Raw genomic sequence first — 18,961 nt, forward strand, 5'->3', positions numbered from 1 at the left:
CGGATCGCAGGGCGCGAACGGATAGGGCCTATGGTCTGTCTCACAGCTGACCTGTCTAGACGTTCGTTTCACCTGTCCCGACCACCAAGCTCCCTACCTACGGGGTGGGGAGCGTAACCAGAATCGCGCTAAGCGGTTTTGGCCTGCAATCTCTCTCTGACCCTTCGTGAGCACACGTCTACTCGTAGTAGACGAGGATCGTCTGCGCCTGGTGGGCCTCCTCAGGGTTGGCAATCACCATGGGGTGACTGATCCATTCCGATCCAGGGGCTTCGCCGTAACTCCCGTCAAATGTGCTGTCCTTGGCTGCTTCGAGTGCAGCGGCTTTCAGATCACCTGAACCCTCTGTCTCCACTTCCTTCTGGACGATCTCAATAAGACGGTCCGGCTTGGCGAAGCGGATCGGCGGCGTCAGCACCACGGCCCCTCGGTCATGGTGCACCAGCAACCCGAACCGCTCCTCAGGCACCTTGAAGACTGTCCGTTTGAAGCTGTTCTCGTGTCGAGCTGCAGCGCGGAGAACGTCTGAAGGCTGACTGTCCCAATTAATACGCGGTCGGCGAATTCTGTACAGGAACCTCGCCATCAGAGCCAGCACTCCAGCAACTAGGGCAGCCCCCAGGCTCACGAAGAGCAAGTCCGACCAGTCATAGGCTCCCTGAAGGTTGTTTAGGTTGAACCACTTCGCACCCGCCCAGGCGGCGGCGAACGAGATGATTGCCGCTAACAGTAGCCAGAGCTTGTTGTCCCAAACGGTTGAGAAGGGATTCGTTGCTGGTAGACCAAGTTTTTTGCGATCGTCAACCCAAACCCACAACCAGGCCAATACTGCTAGTACACCTGGAATGATGATCGTCAAACCGCCGCCAACTACACCCGATACAGAATCGCTCCCCGCCATATCAACGTTAATTTCACGTGTGGCGACAACCTCAGTTGCGCCGGCCTCGGTCTGGCTGGCGGGCCGGATTTCTGCCACCACGACTACTGTGGTTTTCCCGCGATGGACAGGTCGCTTTGCGTAGACCGCGATGTGCACCCACCTTGAATGCCCCGGCGCCACATCCAAGGTAATAGATTCTCTTGCCTGATCGCCCTCAAGGGCGTCGGGGTTCGTTGCGACCTTGGAGACATTACGACCTGCGTCCACCGTCACGTTTGCCTTCACGGCCGCAGCGGACGCATTAGTCAGCACGGCAACGATTTCAGCCGGCCTATGATCGGTCATGCTATCTGAGCCGCTAAGAGATAAGGTTACGCCGGACTTCTCGGGGCTCGGTGACGGAGCTTGTGCCGCCATAGCGGCAGCGGGCAGCAGTAGGAAAACGGTCAGCACCAATCCAGCGGTAACTTTTCGCACAGTTCGCGCGTGTCGATTCCTCAGATTTGACAAGCCATTTGAGTGCACATCTGTACCATAAGTGCTTCTTGAGGGTCTCACCGGCGCGACACAGGCCTGCGTCGCTAATAAGGGCGAGGGCAGTTGGTGTGTGGGGCGGTGGTTGAGCTGGGGGGTTGTAGTTCGTCTGGAACTGCTTTTGCGGCGCCGGTTGCGGGGTGTTCTTCGACCGTGAGGTGGCCGTGCGCACGGACGCGGTGCCGGTGGAACCCTTCGCGATCACGCCTCTCCATCCCCGCTGCCCGCGACACCGACAAGAGCGTGCTTCTGCAGCGGCAGGCCGCGCGGGAAGAGCGAGCCCTGTCGAGGCAACCCGCCGCACTGTTGTCAGATTCTCAGCGACCCTGCGGCGGGTTCGAGGGCCAGCTCCTCCAAGAATCACGGAACCTGTCGGATTCGGTTGGGGGCGACAGCACATGTGGTCTGGATGCCGTGGAGGGCCAGGGTCCGCAGGCGCAGCAGGGCGGCGAGGCCTGCGGGGTCGCGTTGCCAGTAGCGCAGGGCGCCGGTGATGTCGAGGTGGGCGGCGTCCGGCTCGATGACCTGCACGCGCGGGGTGATGTCTTCGGCGAGGGCCAGGAGCTGTTCGTACAGCTCGGGCGGGGCGCCGGGGGTGAGGTGGAAGTGGGCGTTGAGGATGCGGCGTTCGGTCATGGTGGTCACCCGGGGCTTCCGGGGCTGGTGTAGCCGAGGGTGGTGAGGTCGGCGGAGCGGGTGCCGGCGGGCTGGAGGTCGGCGTAGGGGTGCAGGCGGGCGCCGCTGGTGCCGTTCGTGAGGGTCCGCCGACGTTCGGGGGTGCCGGCGGGGGTGGGGGCGAGGTGGTCCTGGCCGAGGAGGTTGAGGACGGCTTCGGGTCCGTGGTCGCGGCGGGCGGCGGCGAGTTCTTCCAAGTTCCAGACCATCTGGCCGACGACGGTGCGGCGGGGGCCGCGGGCTTCGACGGTGCCGCGGACGAGCAGCAGGGCGGAGTGGAAGACGGTGTGGGCGACGGCGTCGTGGCTGTCTTCGAAGAACGCGAGGTCGACCAGGCCGGAGCCGTCTTCGAGGGTGACGAAGATGACGCGCTTGCCGGACGGGATCGGCGGGGTCTGGGTGGAGGCGCGCACGCCGGCGACGAGGACTTTCTGTCCGGGGTGCATGGTCGCGAGGTGGGCGGCGTCGGTGGCGCCGATCTCGCGGAGCAGCCGGTGGTGGTGGGTCATCAGGTGCTGGGAGACGTCGATCTTCAACACGTCGATCTCGGCGGTGAGGGCTTCTCGGCTGGTCATCTCCGGCAGCCCGGACGGCTCCGCGGTGACGAGTTCACCGCCGAGGGGGAGCTGGCCGTCGGCGGGGCGGGCGCGGGTGTGGGAGTGGAGTTCGGCGGCCTGCAGGAGGAGGTCGCGGCGGGTCAGCGGCCCGCGCAGAGGGTCGAGGGCGCCGATCTGGATGAGGCGTTCGGCGATGGGCAGCGCGGGGCGGGCGCGGGTCCAGAAGTCCTGGAGGCCGTTGTAGGGCTGGCCGGCGGCGATCCGGGCGACCTGGTCCTCGCTGATGCCCCGCACCGAGGACAGCGACAGCCGCACCCCCCACCTGCCGTCGCCGGTCTGCTCGATGCGGTAGTCGGCGGCGGAGTGGTTGATGTCGACGGGCAGGACCGGGATGTCGTGGCGGCGGGCGTCGGAGACGATCACGCGGGGCGGCCACATGCCCGGGTCGTGCTCGAGGAGGCCGGCGTAGAGGGCGGCGGGGTGGTGGGCCTTGAGCCACGCCGACTGCAGCGCGGGCACCGCGAACGCCACCGCGTGCGCGCGGCAGAACCCGTACGCGCCGAACCCCTTGATCACCTCCCACACCTCATCGAGGACGGTGGGGGTGTAGCCGCGGGCGCTGGCCTCGCGCCGGAACCATCCCTCCACGGCGGGCAGGCGGTCTCTGTCGGCGAGGGCGCGGCGGGCGATCTCGGCGAGAGCTCGGTCGCAGCCGGTCAGGACGGCGAACATGTCGATGATCTGCTCGTGCCAGATCGTCACCCCGTACGTCGAGGCGAGGACGGGGATGAGGTCGGGGTGGGGGTATTGGGGGGCGGCGCCGTGGCGGGCGGCGATGTAGAGGGCGGGCATGCCGCCCTTGACCGGGCCGGGGCGGAAGAGGCTGATGTCGGCGATGACGTCCTGGACGTCGCGGGGCTGGAGCCGGCCGACGAGGTCCTGCTGTCCGGGTGATTCGAGCTGGAACATGCCGACGGTGTCGGAGGCGCGGATCAGGTCGAAGGCGTCCGGGTCGCCGAGGGGGACGTGGTCGGGGTTGTCGAGGTCGATCTGCCGGCCGGAGGTCCGGCGGATCTCCTTGACCGCGTGGGCCATCGCGGACTGCATCCGCACCCCGAGCACGTCCAGTTTGAGCAGGCCGAGGTCCTCGACGTCCTCCTTGTCGGCCTGGACCATCGGGTACCCACCCGGCGTCGGCTGCACCGGCAGCCGGTCCAGCAGCGCGGCATTCGACAGGATGACGCCGCACGGGTGCATGGCGATCCCGCGGGGCAGCTTGTCGAGGCCTTCGGCCAGCTCCCACAGCGGCCCGAACTTCTCCGCCTCGGCCGCCAGCTGCTTCAGCTCCGGGAGCGTGGTGAGCGCGTCGCGGATGTCGCACGCGCGGATGTGCGGGAAGGCCTTCGCGACCCGGTCGATGACCTGCGGGGCAATACCGAGAGCGAGACCGGCATCGCGCAGGGCGTGCCGAGCCCGGTAGGTCTCCGGCATCCCCGTCACCGCAACCCGGTCGGTACCGAACCGCTCAATGATCCGGTCGTAGACCTCCAGGCGGCGCGCGGACTCCACGTCCACGTCGATGTCAGGCAGCGACCGCCGGCGGACGGAGAGGAACCGCTCGAAAAGCAGGTCGTGGTCCAGCGGGTTCGCCGTCGCCACGAACAGGGCGTGGTTGACCATCGACCCGGCCCCCGAGCCGCGGGCCGCGACCCGGATCCCCATCGCCCGGACATCGGCGACAACCTGGGCGACCGCGAGGAAGTACGCCTCGTACTCCAGCTCCCCGATCACCGACAGCTCGTACTCCAGCTGCTCCACCGCCCGCCGGTCGCCGTCCAAACCGCGCGCGAACATGCCCGCCTCGCACCGCTGGCGCAGCAGCCGCATCGCCCCGCCCGGGCCCGGCTCGGCGCCGACGACCTCCGGCTCGGGAAAATGCGGCCGCCCCAAACCCAGATCCGCCACCGGGTCGACCACGCACGCCTCGCCGGTCCGGACGGTCTCAGCGAGCAGGCCGGCGGCCCGCCCACGGCCGGCGCCGGCCGCTTCGGCGATCCGCTCGGCGGCGGCCGCCATCTGCTCGGCGCCGGTCAGCCACCGCCGGCCGCAGTCCAGCCGGCGCCGGTCGATCGGCCGCAGCAGCCGGGCGGCGTCCAGGACATCGGCGATCCGGTGCTGGCCCGGATCGGCGTAGCGGACCGCGTTCGTCAGCACCACGGGAACGCCGAGATGGTCGGCCAGGCCCAGGGTGCGGGCGGCCAGCCGGACCGACCCCGGCCCCGTGCCGGGAACGCCCCAGCACACCGTCTCCAGCCGCAGGTTCCCGCCCGCGAGGTCCCGCCACGGCGCGAGCAGCCGCTCGGCGACATCGGGGCGCCCCGCGGACAGCGCGCGCACCGGCTCCGACACCGGCCCCAGCAACACCACCAGCTCCTCGCCCGCGTACTGGCGCAGCACCTCCCAGGACACCACCGGCGCTCCCCCGCCGGCACCCGCGTGCGCGGCGGACACCAGACGGCATAGCCGCCCCCACCCCGCGGCACTGCGCGCGAGGAGGGTGACGCGCAGCGCAGGCTCCACCACGTGCGCACCGCCGCGCGCGGGAGTCCGCGGCCGGGGCGCGGAGACGGGGCGGGCCGGGGTGTGGGGAGCGACGGCGACGTCGACGCCGAAGACGGGCCGGATCCCGGCCTCCAGGGCGGCCTTCGCGAAGCGCACCGCGCCGGTCACCGTGTCCCGGTCGGTCAGCGCGAGGGTGTCGATGCCGCGCTCGGCGGCACGACGCACCAGGTCATGGGGGTGGGAGGCGCCGTAGCGGGTGGAGAAGCCGCTGGCGACGTGGAGGTGCACCCCACAGCCCATGGCACACCTCCCGCGAACGCACAGTTTCAGCCGTTATGGCTGGATTCCCCTCCTCCAAAGTATCGAACGGAAATCGAACAAGGCGAATCGGTTACTCCGCCGTAGTCATGCGCCCGGCAGCTGGGACGGAGCACGGGGAAGCTGACGCCCGAGCGGGCCGCTCGTACGGACCTGCACTTCACGCGGCAGGACCGGCGCGGTGCAACGCTGGAGGGAGGGGGCTCGTGCGTGGAGGTGCGTATGCGTCCGATCTGGTCCGGTGCGATCTCCTTCGGCCTGGTCACTTCTCTGAACTAGCGATCGCTACTCGAGGCTCTGTGTAAACCGCTGGCAGCTGGGTCCTCGCCGGGCAAGGATGCAGCCATGCGCTATGCCAGCACCGATCCCGAGCTCATGGACCTGGTCCGGCGATTCGTCGCGCCTGGCCGGCGGTACATGCTGCTGGGCGGAAGCTCACTGCGGTTGAGCGGACCTGAGCGCGACCTGTTCGTGAGGGAGCTGGTCCAGGCTGCCGGGGAGATCACTCCTACGGAACTCGGCATCCTTCTTGAGGGCGGGTGGCGAGAGCGCACGACTGCCTCCTGGCTGGTTGCCGTGGCCGGGAGGACCGAGTTCCGGAGCCGCATCGGCGAACTGCTGCTGGCCAGCGGAGGCCCCTACCAAGGTTCTCTCTGCATCGCTCTTGCCAGCTTCAGTACCAGCGCAGACGCCGATCTGCTCTGCGAATACCTTGATCGCTACCTGCCTGAACCCGACCTCCGCTGGGACCAAACCGCGGTATTTAGCACCCTGCTTCACCTCGATCGCGTCCTTGGGACCGAGCGGGCAGCGCCATACCTTGCGCCCGGCGGACTATGGCAGCAGTGGACTGCTGCCACGCCGAACCCGGTGCGGGATCCGCAGGAGTACCGGCAGGTCGTAGACCAGCTCTGTTCCTTCGCCAGCGAGTGCGCCGAACTCTTCGCCAGAACGGAACTCAGGTGACCTGACGGCTGGAAGCCGTCTGCTCTGCTCCCTTCTTCTGGGCGGGGTGAGCCGGGGCCTTGCGCGGCATGCCGAGGTTGATCGCCACGCTGCCCGGCGCGGAGTCGATCTGGTCGATCTTGGATTCGGCGCCGTCGAGGCTGACGCGCAGGCCCTCGATTTCGCCGAGCCAGCCCTCTCGCTCGGCTTCGGCGATCCGGTCGAGGAGGTTGTCGCGGATCTCCACGAGCCGGCCGCGCTGGGCGGGGTCGGGGCGCAGGAGGGAACAGCGGACGCAGGCGTGCTCGTGGATGCAGGCGGTGCCGTAGGCGCGGGCGCAGGTGCCGACGGAGAGTTTGCGGCGTTCGAAGTGGCCGAGGAAGTCCTCCCACTCGGCGTCGGTGGGGGTGCGGTACTCCTCGGCGGGGCGCAGTGTGCGGCGCCGGGTGATGAAGGCGCGGTGGGCTTCGATGGTCTCGGTGGGGTAGACGGCGTTGTAGCCCATGGTGGTGTTGATGTTGGCGTGGCCGGCGATGACCTGGGCGATGTGGGGTGGCAGGCCGGTGCGGATGGCGTCGGTGATGAACATCCGGCGGAAGTCCTGCGGGGTGAAGACCAATGGGCGGCCGGTGGCGTCGGTCAGCCGCATGAAGGCGACGGTCTCCTTGAGGATCTCCCGGATGGTTTGGGAGTGGATGACGGAGGGTTCACCGCCGCGGTTGTACTGGAAGAGCAGGGGTGCGGGCGGGTCCCACTGGCGTTCTTCGCTGTCGTAGCGAGTGACCAGGGGGATCAGGCCGGTCTTGGGGTCGCGTGCGCGGCGGATGATCGTGGCCAGGACGTCGGCGAGCTCGGGGCTCACGAGCAGGACGCGCTCGGCGTCGTTCTTGGAGGGGGCGATCTGCAGGAGGGGGACGATCTCGCCGGTGGTGGGCAGCCGGTACTGGATCATCGCGTGGTGGGTGGTCTCCAGCATCTCCTCGACGCGGGCGCCGGTGTGGCGCAGGAACTCGACTGTCGCCCAGGCCCAGAAGGCGCGGTGCTCAGCGCGGTCGAGATGCACGAGGCGGCCCTGCTCGTCGCGGGCAGCGGCGCCGGCTGGATTCGCGCCCCGAATGTAGAGGGCGCCGTCGAGGGTGAAGCGGGCGCCGGGCGGGGTGGCGCGGGCGATCTCCAGGTGGGCCGCGCGCAGGCGGTGGTGGTCGGCGGCAGCCCGGGCGAAGGCCTCCAGCACCGGTAGGCGTTCGCGGGTGCGCTGGTCCATGCGGGCCTTGGTCCGGGTGACGCGCTTGCGGTTGGCGGTCTCGGCGACCTTGATCGGGCAGGGCGCCACCCACGGCCCCCAGCGCGTGGGTTCCTCGGTCGCCCAGCGGGCGATGTCCAGGTAGAAGGCGCGGACGTAGATGAAGACCATCGTGCGGTCGGCGCGTTCCACGACGGTCTCCTCAATGGAGCCGTCCGGGCGCCGGCGTCGTTGGACGCGGGTGCGCAGGCGTTCCTTCCAGTCGGTGACGGCCTCGGCCGGCAGGCGGAGGGTGTCGATGCCGGGGTGGTGGCGTTCGATGTCGGACCAGAAGTTCCTGGTCAGGTGCCGGGCGAGGTTGTCGAGGGTGGAGTAGTCCAGGCGGGGACGGCGTTCTTCGAGGTAGTCGATCAGCAGGGCCCTGATCCCCGGGGAGGCAACGGGGTGGCGGTCGACGAGCTGGACGCAGGTGAGCTGGCCGGTGACCTGCTCCAGGAACCGCAACGTGGTGGGGGCGTCGGCTGGCAGGTGTCCCAGCTCGCGCAGCCACGCGTAGTAGAGGGTGCCGCCGCTGCCCACGCCGTGAGTGCTCGCGCGGAGGCCGGCGTCGTATTCGAGCGCGTCGCCGACGGTGATGTCCGCCAGCCCGCCGCCCTTGGCCAGCATGATCCGGGTGAGCGCGCGGCGGGCCCGGCCCCCGCCTGGTGACGCCCACCGTTCATCGCCGGCCACCTCCCTCAGACGGGCGAAGCCCTCGGGGTCGCGGCACACGAGCCGGGTTGCGGCGCGCTGGAAGGCCCGGGTGGCCGAGCAGCGCCGCTCGTCTCGCCCGCACCTGCGCCCCTGGCTTCATCGAACGCTCTTGGTGGCTCCGGCGGTGGGACTGTTCCGCCCGTACCCCGAAACATGGAGGGCCCCTCCGGCCGCCGGCCGGAGGGGCTTCGAGTGGGCGCAGGCTACTGGCGCCAGCGGTTCTGACCTGGTCCCTTGCAGGTGTACGTCTTCCTGTTCGCCGTGCCGACCGCTCCGGCCGGCGAGCAGAACGCCCCCGGATGCACGGTCTTCGCACCGCCCCCCGTCGACCCGCCCTGGCTCGACGAGTCGTCATCGCCTCCCGAGGGCTCGGGACGCTTGTAGTCGGGATCGTTCGCCGGGATCTGGTAGGTGGTGCCCTTCGCAGCGGGGCACGTCTTCACCAGGGATGCGTCGCTCCACCGGCCCAGGTCCAGACGGACCGTCGTGGTCGAGGTGACCTTGCCGTCCTTGCCTGGGTCCTGGAAGCAGACGTGCCACTCCTCGCCGTCCTTCGCGGCCTGCTCAGCGGTGGGCGTGTCAGTGTCCAGGTAGACGTCCTCGAGCTTCACCCGCTCGAGCGGCACACCTGCCGCCGTGAGGTCCGCCACCGCCTTGTTATAGGTGGCGCCCACCACGTTCGGCAGCACGGGCCAGGGCAGGGCGCCGCCGTCCTCCTTCGGACACGGCTCGCCCTCCTTGACCACGGAGAAGTCGACGCCCTTCTTTCCTTCGGCCAGGTCGGAGATCTTCTGGAAGCACACGGTCCAGTTCCCTGCCAGGACGACCTCACGGGACTCGTTCGAAGCATCACGGTTGCCGACCGTGTACCCGGCCGCCTCGGCGCCCTTGCGTGCCTCGCTCAGCGCCTTGCCCGCGTAGTCCCCCAGCTGTGGCGCAGCCGCAGGTGCGGGAGTCGCCGGTGCTTTCGACGTGGCAGCCGCCGTTGGTGCCGCCGCCGGCTTCGCATCGTCCTTCTTCTTCACCGGGTGCGCGATGCCGGCCACGATCAGGCAGAGCAGCAGGGTGCCGACCGTTGCGGCGATCCGCTGCCACACCTTCCACGGATGCCGCAGCCCGCCCGTGCTAATCCAGATCATAGCGATGGAGGCGAACATGAGGAGGATGCCGAGTCCCTCGACGATCGCCATGGTGACGGCCGCCGCGCCAATGAACGCGAGACGGGCTTTCGAGGTCTGCCACCAGGGGCGTATCGGGGCAGGTGGAGGGGCGTAAGGGTAGGGCGGCTGGCCGTAGGCCACTGCAGACTCCTCAGTAACAGAAAGTATCGATGCACTGCCGGATCGTAGCGAGAAAGACGAACCGCTTCCGCGCCGACCGACATACGAACCCTCCGCCCAGGACGGGCGTGGGCCCGTCGGGATGTCGAGACCGGCGAGCAAGCGCCGTGATTCAACCCTGGCGCCCCCTGCAAACAGACAGGTGAGGACTCAACGGTGCTCGGTCACCCGGGCCTGCCCGGCTGCGTCTGCCTGCTCTCCGCTTCGGGGATGGCCCGATGCGCCGCTGCTGAACCTCTGCGGCGAACGCGAACAGCGAGGCCGACTGAGCCGGCCGGGGCTGCGGCCTCCCTTGTGAGCAGAGAGTCCAGGCGCGGCGTGGCCGCTCCGGAATCCGCACAGCTGGCATTCGGCGAACATCGCCGCGGCCGCCCCGGTGCGGGGTGGCCGCGGCGCCGTGCAGGTGGCTCGGCCGGGCGGTTCAGCTGTGGTGGTTAAGGGCAGGTTTCGCCGAACTTGACCACGCCTACGGAGATCTTTTCGGTGACGGAGACGGCCTTGTTCTTCGGGTCCTGCTCGCAGATCTTCCAGTTGGTCAGGAGCAGTACCGTGCGGCCCTGGCCGCTGACGTCGTGGAACGAGGTGGCCTTGTAACCGTCAGCGAAGCCGGCCGTCTTGAGGGCTTCCACGAGCAGGTCACCGGACTTACCGGTCATGTCAGGGACTTGCGCCGTCTGCGGCGCTGTTTCCTGCGTCGGCGAGGGCGACGGCTCGGGGGCCTTGGCCGCCACGGGCGGAGGTGCGGTGACCGTGACGGTTGCGGTAACAGTGACGGTGACGGTGGGAGCGGGCTTGGCCTCGGCCGACTTGGCCTCGGGGGGTGACACAGCAGCAGCGACCACCGCGGCTATCAGGAAGAAGGCAACCATGCCTCCGCACCCGAGGACGGTCTTCTGCTTGGCGTTGAGCTGCCCATCGACCTTGCCTGGGCCAGCCTCCGGCCGCGGAGCAAAGGGAGGGTGGGCTCCCGGTGCTGTGGGGGCGGGAGCAGCGTCGAGCTGCTGCGGGTAGCCGGGCGCAGGGGTGGGCGCAGTCATGGATTGCTCCAGTCGCAAGCGAGAGGTGGCCCCAACTTGGTGCGGTGAAGTGGGGTTCTCACACTGACGCCGGGAGCTGGCGGCGCTCAACATACACGTTGAAAGCCGAACAACACCAGAGCCCACGATCAAGGCACTGCAGCAGCGTAAAGGGCCGCTGACCTGCGTTCGCGTGCCTTCGCCTCCCCGGACGACGGCCTCTGCCGACCCGTAGGACGATGCCGGACCCATCCTGCCCACCCGGCGCGTCGGCGCCTGCCCCGCCGGGTCTTCAGGGAGAGACTGTTGGCGTCCGGGACGAGCAGATGCAGCGCCCCGGCGCATCCGCAAGGCGATTGTGCCGACCGGTACTTGTGGGCCTCGTTGTTGGACTCCGCCACGCATGGAGCCGGGGAGCAGTGGACGACACCTCGACACTTCACCGGACGCCCAGCGGCGAGGGCCATGCCGTCGAACAGTGACCCGACGCAGTGCGCCCCCGCCCCGATGGAGTCAGTCCCAGCAGCAGAAATAGCGCGGGTTCGGAATACCGCATCTCCACCAGTGGAACTGGCGGATACCGCATGACTGGAAGACCCCTTGACTACGGGTGCTGGTAACACGGGGGAAGTTCAGTGATCAGTGGAATGACTCGAGGTAGGTTATAGCTGCGCGAAGCGAGTCCATGGAGTCTTTGAATTGCCCAAGCCCGGTGTTGCAGCGACCGCAAAGCAGTCCTCGCACGCATTCTCCACACGACTTCTTTCCTGGACAGCAAGAGTGATCATGGTCGATGTGCGGCCGGTTATCTTCAGCGAACCCTGATTTGCATACAGCGCAGCAGTTGCTCTGAATCTCCAGCATCCTGAGGAATTCTTCAGGCTCTGTGCCGTACATAGCTCGCCGTCGACTGTCGTTGTTGCATTTCTTGCATCCGCGCGCGCCGTCCGGCTTGAAGAAGGTGTTTTCCTCATCAAACGGATGCCCCTGAGCGCAGTGTGTCTTGTCTCGGTTCCATACCCCTATCGTGTCAACTGGAGCGCTTCCCTGGCGTGCGTGGTTCCAGTTGACTCGACAGACCTTGCATACCTTCTTTCCCGGATAGGAACTCTCCTCCGGGTAGAAATACGTTGTCTCGGGCAGCCACGGGTGTCCGTTGTCGCAGACGTCACCTCGCTCGATCGCCCGCATGCGTTGCTGGCCCGCCCGCGTCTTCGTCGTAGTGTGGGGCATTACAACAACCAGGTGTTCCGGGAGAACACAGGATTTGCTGTCACAGGTGTCCTCAACCTGTTTACCCTCGACGTCCTGGCCGTGTTCCTGCATCACCCAGCGGCGTACATTGATCAGCTTCTGGCCCTCGGTCACGTAGAAGCGGGGGTACCCCGTGGAGTCGGTGGACCCACTCCACAGGTGGCAGCCGTTGCCAGAGATCACGGTGTTGGCAGCAACTACCTGCAGGGTCAACACCTTTGGCCCTTGTTTCTCTACGGTGCCGGTTCGACGCTTCCGGCGGTAGCACGCCTGGCAGAGAGGACCCTTGCCGTGGACCTTCCTACCATCCCCTCGCTGCACAACGTCTGCGCTCTCTCCGTCATGGCCGCTCCCCCCGCAGCACCATCGCCAGCATCGATGTGCGACACAGGCTACCGACACGTTCTCAAGCGAAGCCGCCCCGGCCGCACGGTCAGTGGGGTTGGGATTCGATCAGTTGCAGTTCAGTGGTGACGGCTGGCTGGCCGGAGCGTGACGGGGCAGCGTGCAACATCGCTGCCACGGGAATAGCGCAGGTTCGGAATACCGCCTCTCCGCCAGTGCTGGTCGAGGACGGGCCCCAGGGCGAGCACACGGTGCGCTCCTGGACACGGGAGCGCGGCGAGGTGGAAGGGCCCTGACGGCCCAGGTGAAGGCTTCCCTGTCCCGCCGAAAGAGGGTCTGAGCCGCGGGGCCGGGCCGGCGTTGCCGGTGGGGGTGATGGGGCGTGCCGGCGCAGGGTGGATAGACGCCCTGGTGGACCTCGTGAAGGGTGGTGCGGGCGATGGCCAGACCGGTGTGGACGGGGGTCTTGGCGTTCGGGCTCGTCTGTCGGTGGGTCTCTACACGGCCACCGACAGCCACACGATCCGCTTCCATCAGCTCCAGCGCGGGACCTCGGACCGGATCCGGAACCGGCGCGTGAACGAGCGCACCGGCGGCGAGGTGGACCTGGCGGACATCGTGAAGGGGTTCGACACCGGAGGCGAGTACGTGATCGTCGAGCCTAAGGAGCTCGACGAGATCGCTCCCGGCCGGTCCCGGTCGATCGACGTCGCCGGCTTCGTCGACCTGGACACCGTCGACCCTGTCTTCTTCGACAAGACGTACTTCCTCGGGCCCCGGGAAGCCCAGTACGGGAAGGTCTACGCCCTCCTGGAGCGCGCCCTGGCCGAGTCGAACAAGGCTGGCATCGCCACCTTCGTGATGCGCGGGCGGGAGTACCTGGTCGCCCTGAAGGCGGAGGAGGCGGAGGGCCTGTTGACCCTCCACACGCTGCACTGGGCCGACGAGCTGCGCGATCCGCACGCCCAGGTGCCCGACCTTCCGGGGAAGGTCGAGGCGACGGCGGCGGAGGTGAAGATGGCCATGCAGCTGATCGACGCCCTGGCCATGGAGTGGGAGCCGGAGGCCTTCCACGACTCCTTCCGCGAGAAGGTCGAGGCCCTGGTTAAGGCGAAGGCCTCCGGCGAGACGGTGGAGAAGGCCGAACCCGCGGCGCAGCCGACCGGTGCCGTCGACCTCATGGAGGCCCTGCGCGCCAGCGTCGAGCGAGCCAGAAGCCCCAAGGACACCGGCGACAAGGCCACCTCGCCCGGCTCCCGGGCGGCGGCCGGGAAGAAGGCGCCGGCCGCGAAGAAGCAGGCGCGCTCCGGACCGGCGGCCAAGGGCCGGGAGCTGATGGCACTGACGAAGGCGGAGCTGTACGAGAAGGCAGCCGCGGCCGGCATCCCAGGCCGCTCGTCCATGAACCACGACCAGCTCGTGCAGGCCCTCTCCCACCCAGGCCGCAGGAAGTGACCGACGGGATTCGATTCAAGGCTCCTGCCTGAGGTAGCCGGTGACGGCGATCGGCGCCGTCACCGGCTACACGCGCGTCACCCGCGCCAGCACGCTTCTTTCCAGGCATCGCCTCGTTGTCCTGGGCATTCGACCTGTGGAGGCGCACCCATGCTCAGGACACTTCCCGCCGTGCGACTCTCGGCGGTGCTGGTGGCGGCCACCATTACGGCGGCCATTGCCGGGGGCGGCCCCGCGTACGCGGTGGAGCGCTGCAAGGTGTCGTCCAAGACCGTCGACAACCCCGCCTACAGCGGCCCCCTGCCCGACAACTGGGACTTCACCGTCAAGGCGTGCGTGACCGAGTCCGGGGCGAACATCCGGCACTGGGCGACGATCTCCTGGGACCTGCCCGAGTCCTCCAGTGACGCGGGTTCCATCTTCAACGCCACCGGTACGAACGCCGAGGTGACCGCGATGATCGAGGGGGGCGGTGTGGCCGTGACGCGGCGCACCGATCTGGCCCAGCGCCTGAACAAGGCGAAGGACGGGTCCATCACTCCCGCGTCCTACTCCTCGCACTGGCCAAGCCGCGAGCGCCTCTTCACCGACGTGATCGTGTTCCTTGACTGGAAGGGCGACGGGAAGGGACCCCAGAAGCTGCACTTCGCGCCCTCCCCCTCCCTCCTCGGATCGGCCCGCTGAGGCCTGCCGCCCAGGTGGTCCATGCCCCATACCTGGCAGACGGCCGTCCCGGGAGGTCCTGGGGTCAGGCCACCGTCACGCGCAGGACGTACGGCTCCCCCGTGCTGATGGCCTCGGCCTGCTCGCGCAGATCCACGTCCGTGAAGCCGAGCAGCGCGTCCTCAGCGGCGCGACGCAGCAGCGGAAGGATCTCGGCGACAGGCCGGCCCCGTCGCGCTTCGGCGAGTTCGGCGAAGGCCCGCTGGTAGGGGGCGCCATACGTGCTCGCGCTGTCGGCCAGCAGCCGGTCAAGATGCTGCCGCTCGATGCTGATCTCGCCCATGGCCCGCTCCTTCGCTCCTCCGGGGCCCCGTCCGGTCCGGACCCTCGCCATCGACGCTACGAGGCCGGTCTGACAACGACCCCCGCCCCGGCACCGGGCACGTCCCGGCTGATGAGGTCCTGGAGAAGCTCGCGCATGGGCGGCGGCATCAGCCCCTCAGTGGCGAGAAGGTGCCACTGGCAGCCGGCAACGAGGCGGTCGAGCCGCCGGTACTCCCCGAGCTGGTAGACCAGCACCAAGCTGTCGAGGGCGTGCTGGGCGAGTGGCCAGTCGCGCTCTTTCAGCGTGCTGAGCACCGCCAGTCCGGCCATCGCGTAGCGTCCGTTCATCCACTCCCCGGCCGCCTCGCCCAGCTGCCCGGCGGCGAGTTCCTCCTCGACTCGGCCACACAAGTCCAGGGCCCACTGCCGTACGCCCTCGGCGGTCTTCCAGGCCCGCGCGAGGTCCTGCAGCGGGGCCGTGGCGGTACTCGGCCTTACCGACCTCCTCGGAGGGAACGGGTCGCCAGCCTGCTCGGTCGGGTTTGGGCCGCCGCGGCTTGCTCGGTTTCGGTGAACGCGTGGTCGAACGATGCGGCATCCCGGCGAAAGGGGTCGTCGGGTGCGGCGCGCTGCCACCATGAGTGGCGGCGAATGATGTTGTGATGGTGCGATGTCAGCACTTCTGCCCCGCCGTCGGCCGGGACAGCAGCGCCGCCTGCGCCTTTGGCCGGTCCGCCGACGCCGCGAGCCGGAACCGCAAGGCCGCCCAGGGTTGTGGCCGATCCACAGCGTGCTTGTTCTGGCCTTCGCCGCCGCGATCCTCGCAGCCACCGTGACGTTCTACGCCGGGTGGAAGCTGCTCGGCGTCCAGGGGCTGGCACCCGAGCAGCGCATCGGCTCCAGGGAGCTGTTCGATCTTGTGAAAGTCTCCTTCGGTGTGGTCGCGGGCGCCGGAGCCCTGGTCGCCTTGGTCAATGGCTATCGGCGTCAGCGCGTTGACGAGGCCGGAGCCCTGCGCGAAGACACTCGCCTGCATACAGAACGCTTCACCAAGGCTGTCTCCCAACTCGGCGAAACGTCCGAGGCCGTCCGGCTCGGCGCCGTACATGCCCTGGCCAGCCTCGCTGACGACGCCCCCACCCCCGACCTACAGCAGACCTGCATCGACGTGCTGTGCGCCTACCTTCGCCTGCCCTACAGTGCTGAGGCTGACCTGTCCGACGGCGAGGCTGAGGCCCGGCACGCGTACCTGGCCCTGCGGCAAGTCCGACACACGGTCATCCGTCTCATCCGCGACCACCTGCGTCTGGTATCCGACCATCCACACTCGTGGCAAGGGCTTCGCTTCGACTTCACCGGTGTCGTCTTCGACGGAGGCGATTTCAGCGGCGCAAAGTTCTCCGGCGGCAGGGTCGATTTCAGGGACGCGACCTTCTCTGGTGCCCGAGTCGACTTCAAGGACACGAAGTTTTCCGACGTCAGGGTCGACTTCAGGGGTACAACGTTCTCCGACGGCGAGGTCACATTCCGCGGCGCCACGTTTTCCGACAGCGAAGTCGACTTCAGGGACGCGACCTTCTCAGGCGCCCTAATCGACTTCAGCGCGAACTTCCTCGACACCTCAGCCTCCTTCCGTGGCGCGCGGTTCTCTGCCGGCACGGTGACCTTCAACGACGCAAGGTTCCTCGGCCGCGGGGTCGACTTCTGCGGCGTGTTCTCCGGCGGCACCGTCCTCCTCGGCGCGGCGTTCTCCGGCGCCACGGTCTCCTTCCGCGGCGCAGAGTTTTCCGGCGCCACGGTCTCCTTCGGCGGCGCGGCGTTCTCCGGCGCCACGGTCTCCTTCCGCGGCGCAAGATTTTCTGCTGGCGTGGTGGAGTACTGCGGCACAAAGTTCTCCGACAGCCAGGTCACTTTCCGGGGGGCCGGGTTCATCGGCTCAAAGGTCTCCTTCCTTGGCGCGGCGTTCTTCGGTGCCAAGGTCGACCTGTCGGCTGCGAGCGGGCAACCGCCATCGGGTCTTGTGCCACCGTCCGACAAACCCCTGCCCGACGGGCTGATCCTGCCTCCCGAGTGGTACCCGCGAAGGCCTGAGCCGGGAAGGTTGTCCGCCCGAACGTGGCGATCCGGGGGTTGAGGAACATCGACGTCAAACCGCAGTGATCCCGCAACGGCGCAAATAGGTGCGGATCATGCGGGAGGAGTACGTCCGGTCCGCGCCCACGCTGTCCGGTCTCGTCCTAGGCCTGCCGTTTCCGATCCTGGGACACGCGGATGCCGGCCATGACGGCCTCGAAGTAGAGAGAGTCATGGCGGCGCCTCGCTGCGACCAGCAGTGACAACGGACGGCACCGGCCATCGGCTGCCAGGTGGACTTTGGTGGTCAGCCCGCCGCGGCACCGCCCCCAACAGCCGAACCTGCACCGCAGCCCAGCAGCCGGCCGCTGAGCGCACCGGGTGGGGCACTCGATGTCCGTCTCTCAGATGGGTTGCGTCGGCAGCCACCCGTGCTGCACCGCCCGTACCCCTGCCTCGAAGCGGCTGCGCGCTCCCAGTCGTTCCATCAGGTCGGTGGCGATCCGCCGCGCTGTGCGCTGCGAGACGCCGAGCCGCTTGGCTATCGCCTCGTCGGTGAAGCCCTGGGAGAGCAGTCGGATCGTGGTGGCTTCCGGCCCGCTCAGACCCTGGGCATCCCGGGCTCCCGCTTGCCCGAGTGGCTGTGCGGCCGCCCAGGTGGTCTCGAACAGCGCGCACAGCGCGGTGAGGGTGCCCTGCCCGGTCAGGACCACGGCCCCGGCGGCGGTGTCGTCGCTGTTGACGGGAATGACGGCGGCCGTACGATCCGTGATGATCATCCGGGTGGGCAGGACGGGCACGGTGCGGATCTGCGCCCCCCGCTCCGACAGCCAATTGACGTACTCGACGGTGTGCGTGCTGTTGCGGGCGCTGTCGAGGTAGATCGTCCGCATCCGGATCCCGCGCTCCAACAGCTCATCGTTGAGCGGACGGGCCGCCGCGATGGACTCCGGCGTGTGGGCTCCGTCGGGTGCGAAGGTCATCACCTCGGTGGTCATCTCCCGGGTGAGGCGGGCCAGGCATTCGCGGATCTGGTCCAGGCCGACCAGTTGCTGCACGCCCGGGCTGGGCGCCTGCGGCCGCAGATCGGCGAACTCGGCGATCAGCTGTGCCGCGGCGGCTCGCGAGGTCTCCACCCGCTGCTGCTGGGCGGCGAGTTCGGCTTGCTGGCGGGCCATCAGGATCTCCATGCCGATGTCCGGCGAGACGGCCCGCAGCCGGCCCTCCTGTTCGGCGGACGGCCGTACGAGCGCCAGCTCGCTCAGCAGGTCGAGCGCGTCGCGCACCTGCGCCTCGTGGAGACCCGTGGACTGGGCCAGAGCGGCCACGCCGCCCTGCGGACCTGCCAGCATGGCGCGGTAGACGGATTCCGCATGTGTGTCGAGACCCAGTGCGGCCAGCATCTCCAACCCCCCCCGTAAGAGACTTCCCCAGCAACCTCGTGCAGGTTTCGTGATCATGCCATAGCGGTTCGTGAGCGATCACCCTCCCGCCAGGTCCTGGCCGAAAGGGTCCAGGGCCCAAAGAGGCCTTCTTCCCGTAGTGACGTGAGGCTGGCAAACCTGTTTGAGTCGGCACATGTATCTCATCCACGCGAGCCTGAAGGCGCTCGGTGGCGCCGCAGTCCTTCCCCCTGACACCCATGCTCTCGTCCTGGGCCAGGCCCTGCCTGAGGAGCGTGTCGAGCACGTGTCCGTCCACGAACACGTACTGCCCCATCCCGTCCTCGGGCTGTACCTCCTGTCGGACCGACTGCTGGAGGCGGAGGCGGCGGCGCGCAAGGTGTGCCTGCGCGCCCTGCTGAACTGCCCCGAACTCAGCGGCTGGACCCTCCTTGAGGCCCAAGCCCCCCTGCTGGCACCCGCCTTCGAGTAGATGACCTGTGGTTCCGGACCCCGCCGCAAGTAGCGATGGACGGAAAGGGCCACGGCCCATTTGGTCCACCCGGAAGCTCTTCCAACGCCTCTGACCAGCGACGAAAGTAGTGATCACCGGAAGGGAACACCGACCGGCAGGCAAGA

Annotated in this window: 15 protein-coding genes and 1 pseudogene; 5 read left to right on the forward strand and 11 right to left on the reverse strand. The window is 68.4% G+C overall.

What is annotated here, in order from left to right:
• Positions 1-178: 178 nt before the first annotated feature.
• The 3 genes from ACZ6JT_RS31615 to ACZ6JT_RS31625 form a co-directional block, all read right to left on the reverse strand.
• Positions 179-1,336, reverse strand: coding sequence for a hypothetical protein (locus ACZ6JT_RS31615; protein WP_469215079.1), 1,158 nt, complete (start codon positions 1,334-1,336; stop codon positions 179-181).
• A 441-nt stretch (positions 1,337-1,777) separates the two neighbouring features.
• On the reverse strand, positions 1,778-2,053 hold the full coding sequence (locus ACZ6JT_RS31620; RefSeq protein WP_469215081.1) for a hypothetical protein: 276 nt from the start codon (positions 2,051-2,053) through the stop codon (positions 1,778-1,780).
• Positions 2,054-2,058: 5 nt separating this feature from the next.
• Positions 2,059-5,511: a DNA polymerase III subunit alpha gene (locus ACZ6JT_RS31625; protein WP_469215082.1), complete on the reverse strand. Its 3,453-nt coding sequence runs from the start codon at positions 5,509-5,511 to the stop codon at positions 2,059-2,061.
• Positions 5,512-5,874: 363 nt separating this feature from the next.
• Here ACZ6JT_RS31625 and ACZ6JT_RS31630 point away from each other — a divergent pair, with 363 nt between their 5' ends.
• The gene (locus tag ACZ6JT_RS31630; protein WP_469215084.1) at positions 5,875-6,495 is read left to right on the forward strand and encodes a DUF6000 family protein; all 621 of its coding nucleotides are present in this window, start codon (positions 5,875-5,877) and stop codon (positions 6,493-6,495) included.
• Here the strand turns inward: ACZ6JT_RS31630 and ACZ6JT_RS31635 are convergent.
• From ACZ6JT_RS31635 to ACZ6JT_RS31650, 4 genes are all read right to left on the reverse strand, one after another.
• Positions 6,488-8,449, reverse strand: a complete 1,962-nt coding sequence (locus ACZ6JT_RS31635) for a tyrosine-type recombinase/integrase (RefSeq protein WP_469215086.1) — start codon at positions 8,447-8,449, stop codon at positions 6,488-6,490. The two genes, ACZ6JT_RS31630 and ACZ6JT_RS31635, sit on opposite strands and share 8 nt — an antisense overlap.
• Positions 8,450-8,673: 224 nt before the next feature.
• Positions 8,674-9,660, reverse strand: a complete 987-nt coding sequence (locus tag ACZ6JT_RS31640) for a PASTA domain-containing protein (RefSeq protein WP_469215088.1) — start codon at positions 9,658-9,660, stop codon at positions 8,674-8,676.
• Between the two features lie 584 nt (positions 9,661-10,244).
• Positions 10,245-10,847, reverse strand: a complete 603-nt coding sequence (locus ACZ6JT_RS31645) for a hypothetical protein (protein ID WP_469215090.1) — start codon at positions 10,845-10,847, stop codon at positions 10,245-10,247.
• A 618-nt stretch (positions 10,848-11,465) separates the two neighbouring features.
• Complete coding sequence (locus tag ACZ6JT_RS31650; protein ID WP_469215091.1) at positions 11,466-12,296, reverse strand: endonuclease VII domain-containing protein; 831 nt, start codon at positions 12,294-12,296, stop codon at positions 11,466-11,468.
• Between the two features lie 618 nt (positions 12,297-12,914).
• On the opposite strand from ACZ6JT_RS31650, the gene ku reads away from it, so the two are divergent.
• Positions 12,915-13,880, forward strand: a complete 966-nt coding sequence (gene ku, locus ACZ6JT_RS31655) for a non-homologous end joining protein Ku (protein ID WP_469215093.1) — start codon at positions 12,915-12,917, stop codon at positions 13,878-13,880.
• A gap of 150 nt (positions 13,881-14,030) precedes the next feature.
• Positions 14,031-14,564, forward strand: a complete 534-nt coding sequence (locus tag ACZ6JT_RS31660) for a hypothetical protein (protein WP_469215095.1) — start codon at positions 14,031-14,033, stop codon at positions 14,562-14,564.
• Between the two features lie 64 nt (positions 14,565-14,628).
• On the opposite strand, the gene ACZ6JT_RS31665 is transcribed toward ACZ6JT_RS31660, so the two are convergent.
• The gene (locus tag ACZ6JT_RS31665; protein ID WP_469215097.1) at positions 14,629-14,886 is read right to left on the reverse strand and encodes a hypothetical protein; all 258 of its coding nucleotides are present in this window, start codon (positions 14,884-14,886) and stop codon (positions 14,629-14,631) included.
• A gap of 56 nt (positions 14,887-14,942) precedes the next feature.
• Complete coding sequence (locus ACZ6JT_RS31670; RefSeq protein WP_469215099.1) at positions 14,943-15,278, reverse strand: hypothetical protein; 336 nt, start codon at positions 15,276-15,278, stop codon at positions 14,943-14,945.
• Positions 15,279-15,537: 259 nt separating this feature from the next.
• On the opposite strand from ACZ6JT_RS31670, the gene ACZ6JT_RS31675 reads away from it, so the two are divergent.
• Positions 15,538-17,001, forward strand: a complete 1,464-nt coding sequence (locus ACZ6JT_RS31675) for a pentapeptide repeat-containing protein (RefSeq protein WP_469215101.1) — start codon at positions 15,538-15,540, stop codon at positions 16,999-17,001.
• Between the two features lie 15 nt (positions 17,002-17,016).
• Here ACZ6JT_RS31675 and ACZ6JT_RS31680 read toward each other — a convergent pair.
• Positions 17,017-17,269 (reverse strand): annotated as a pseudogene (locus tag ACZ6JT_RS31680) (IS5/IS1182 family transposase); the annotation flags it as partial.
• Positions 17,270-17,344: 75 nt separating this feature from the next.
• Positions 17,345-18,343 (reverse strand): helix-turn-helix domain-containing protein, encoded by a 999-nt coding sequence (locus tag ACZ6JT_RS31685; RefSeq protein WP_469215103.1) that lies wholly within the window; start codon positions 18,341-18,343, stop codon positions 17,345-17,347.
• A 175-nt stretch (positions 18,344-18,518) separates the two neighbouring features.
• On the opposite strand from ACZ6JT_RS31685, the gene ACZ6JT_RS31690 reads away from it, so the two are divergent.
• The gene (locus ACZ6JT_RS31690) at positions 18,519-18,815 is read left to right on the forward strand and encodes a hypothetical protein (RefSeq protein ID WP_469215105.1); all 297 of its coding nucleotides are present in this window, start codon (positions 18,519-18,521) and stop codon (positions 18,813-18,815) included.
• Positions 18,816-18,961 lie beyond the last annotated feature (146 nt).

Source organism: Streptomyces sp. NPDC046308 (assembly GCF_055588065.1).

Bases quoted from the DNA above. Each gene is read 5' to 3' on its own strand.
- ACZ6JT_RS31690 (WP_469215105.1), top strand. From the start codon at position 18,519: ATGTATCTCATCCACGCGAGCCTGAAGGCGCTCGGTGGCGCCGCAGTC.
- ACZ6JT_RS31640 (WP_469215088.1), bottom strand. From the start codon at position 9,660: ATGGCGATCGTCGAGGGACTCGGCATCCTCCTCATGTTCGCCTCCATC.
- ACZ6JT_RS31630 (WP_469215084.1), top strand. From the start codon at position 5,875: ATGCGCTATGCCAGCACCGATCCCGAGCTCATGGACCTGGTCCGGCGA.
- ACZ6JT_RS31625 (WP_469215082.1), bottom strand. From the start codon at position 5,511: ATGGGCTGTGGGGTGCACCTCCACGTCGCCAGCGGCTTCTCCACCCGC.
- ACZ6JT_RS31620 (WP_469215081.1), bottom strand. From the start codon at position 2,053: ATGACCGAACGCCGCATCCTCAACGCCCACTTCCACCTCACCCCCGGC.
- ACZ6JT_RS31675 (WP_469215101.1), top strand. From the start codon at position 15,538: ATGTCAGCACTTCTGCCCCGCCGTCGGCCGGGACAGCAGCGCCGCCTG.
- ACZ6JT_RS31685 (WP_469215103.1), bottom strand. From the start codon at position 18,343: ATGCTGGCCGCACTGGGTCTCGACACACATGCGGAATCCGTCTACCGC.
- ACZ6JT_RS31665 (WP_469215097.1), bottom strand. From the start codon at position 14,886: ATGGGCGAGATCAGCATCGAGCGGCAGCATCTTGACCGGCTGCTGGCC.
- ACZ6JT_RS31645 (WP_469215090.1), bottom strand. From the start codon at position 10,847: ATGACTGCGCCCACCCCTGCGCCCGGCTACCCGCAGCAGCTCGACGCT.
- ACZ6JT_RS31660 (WP_469215095.1), top strand. From the start codon at position 14,031: ATGCTCAGGACACTTCCCGCCGTGCGACTCTCGGCGGTGCTGGTGGCG.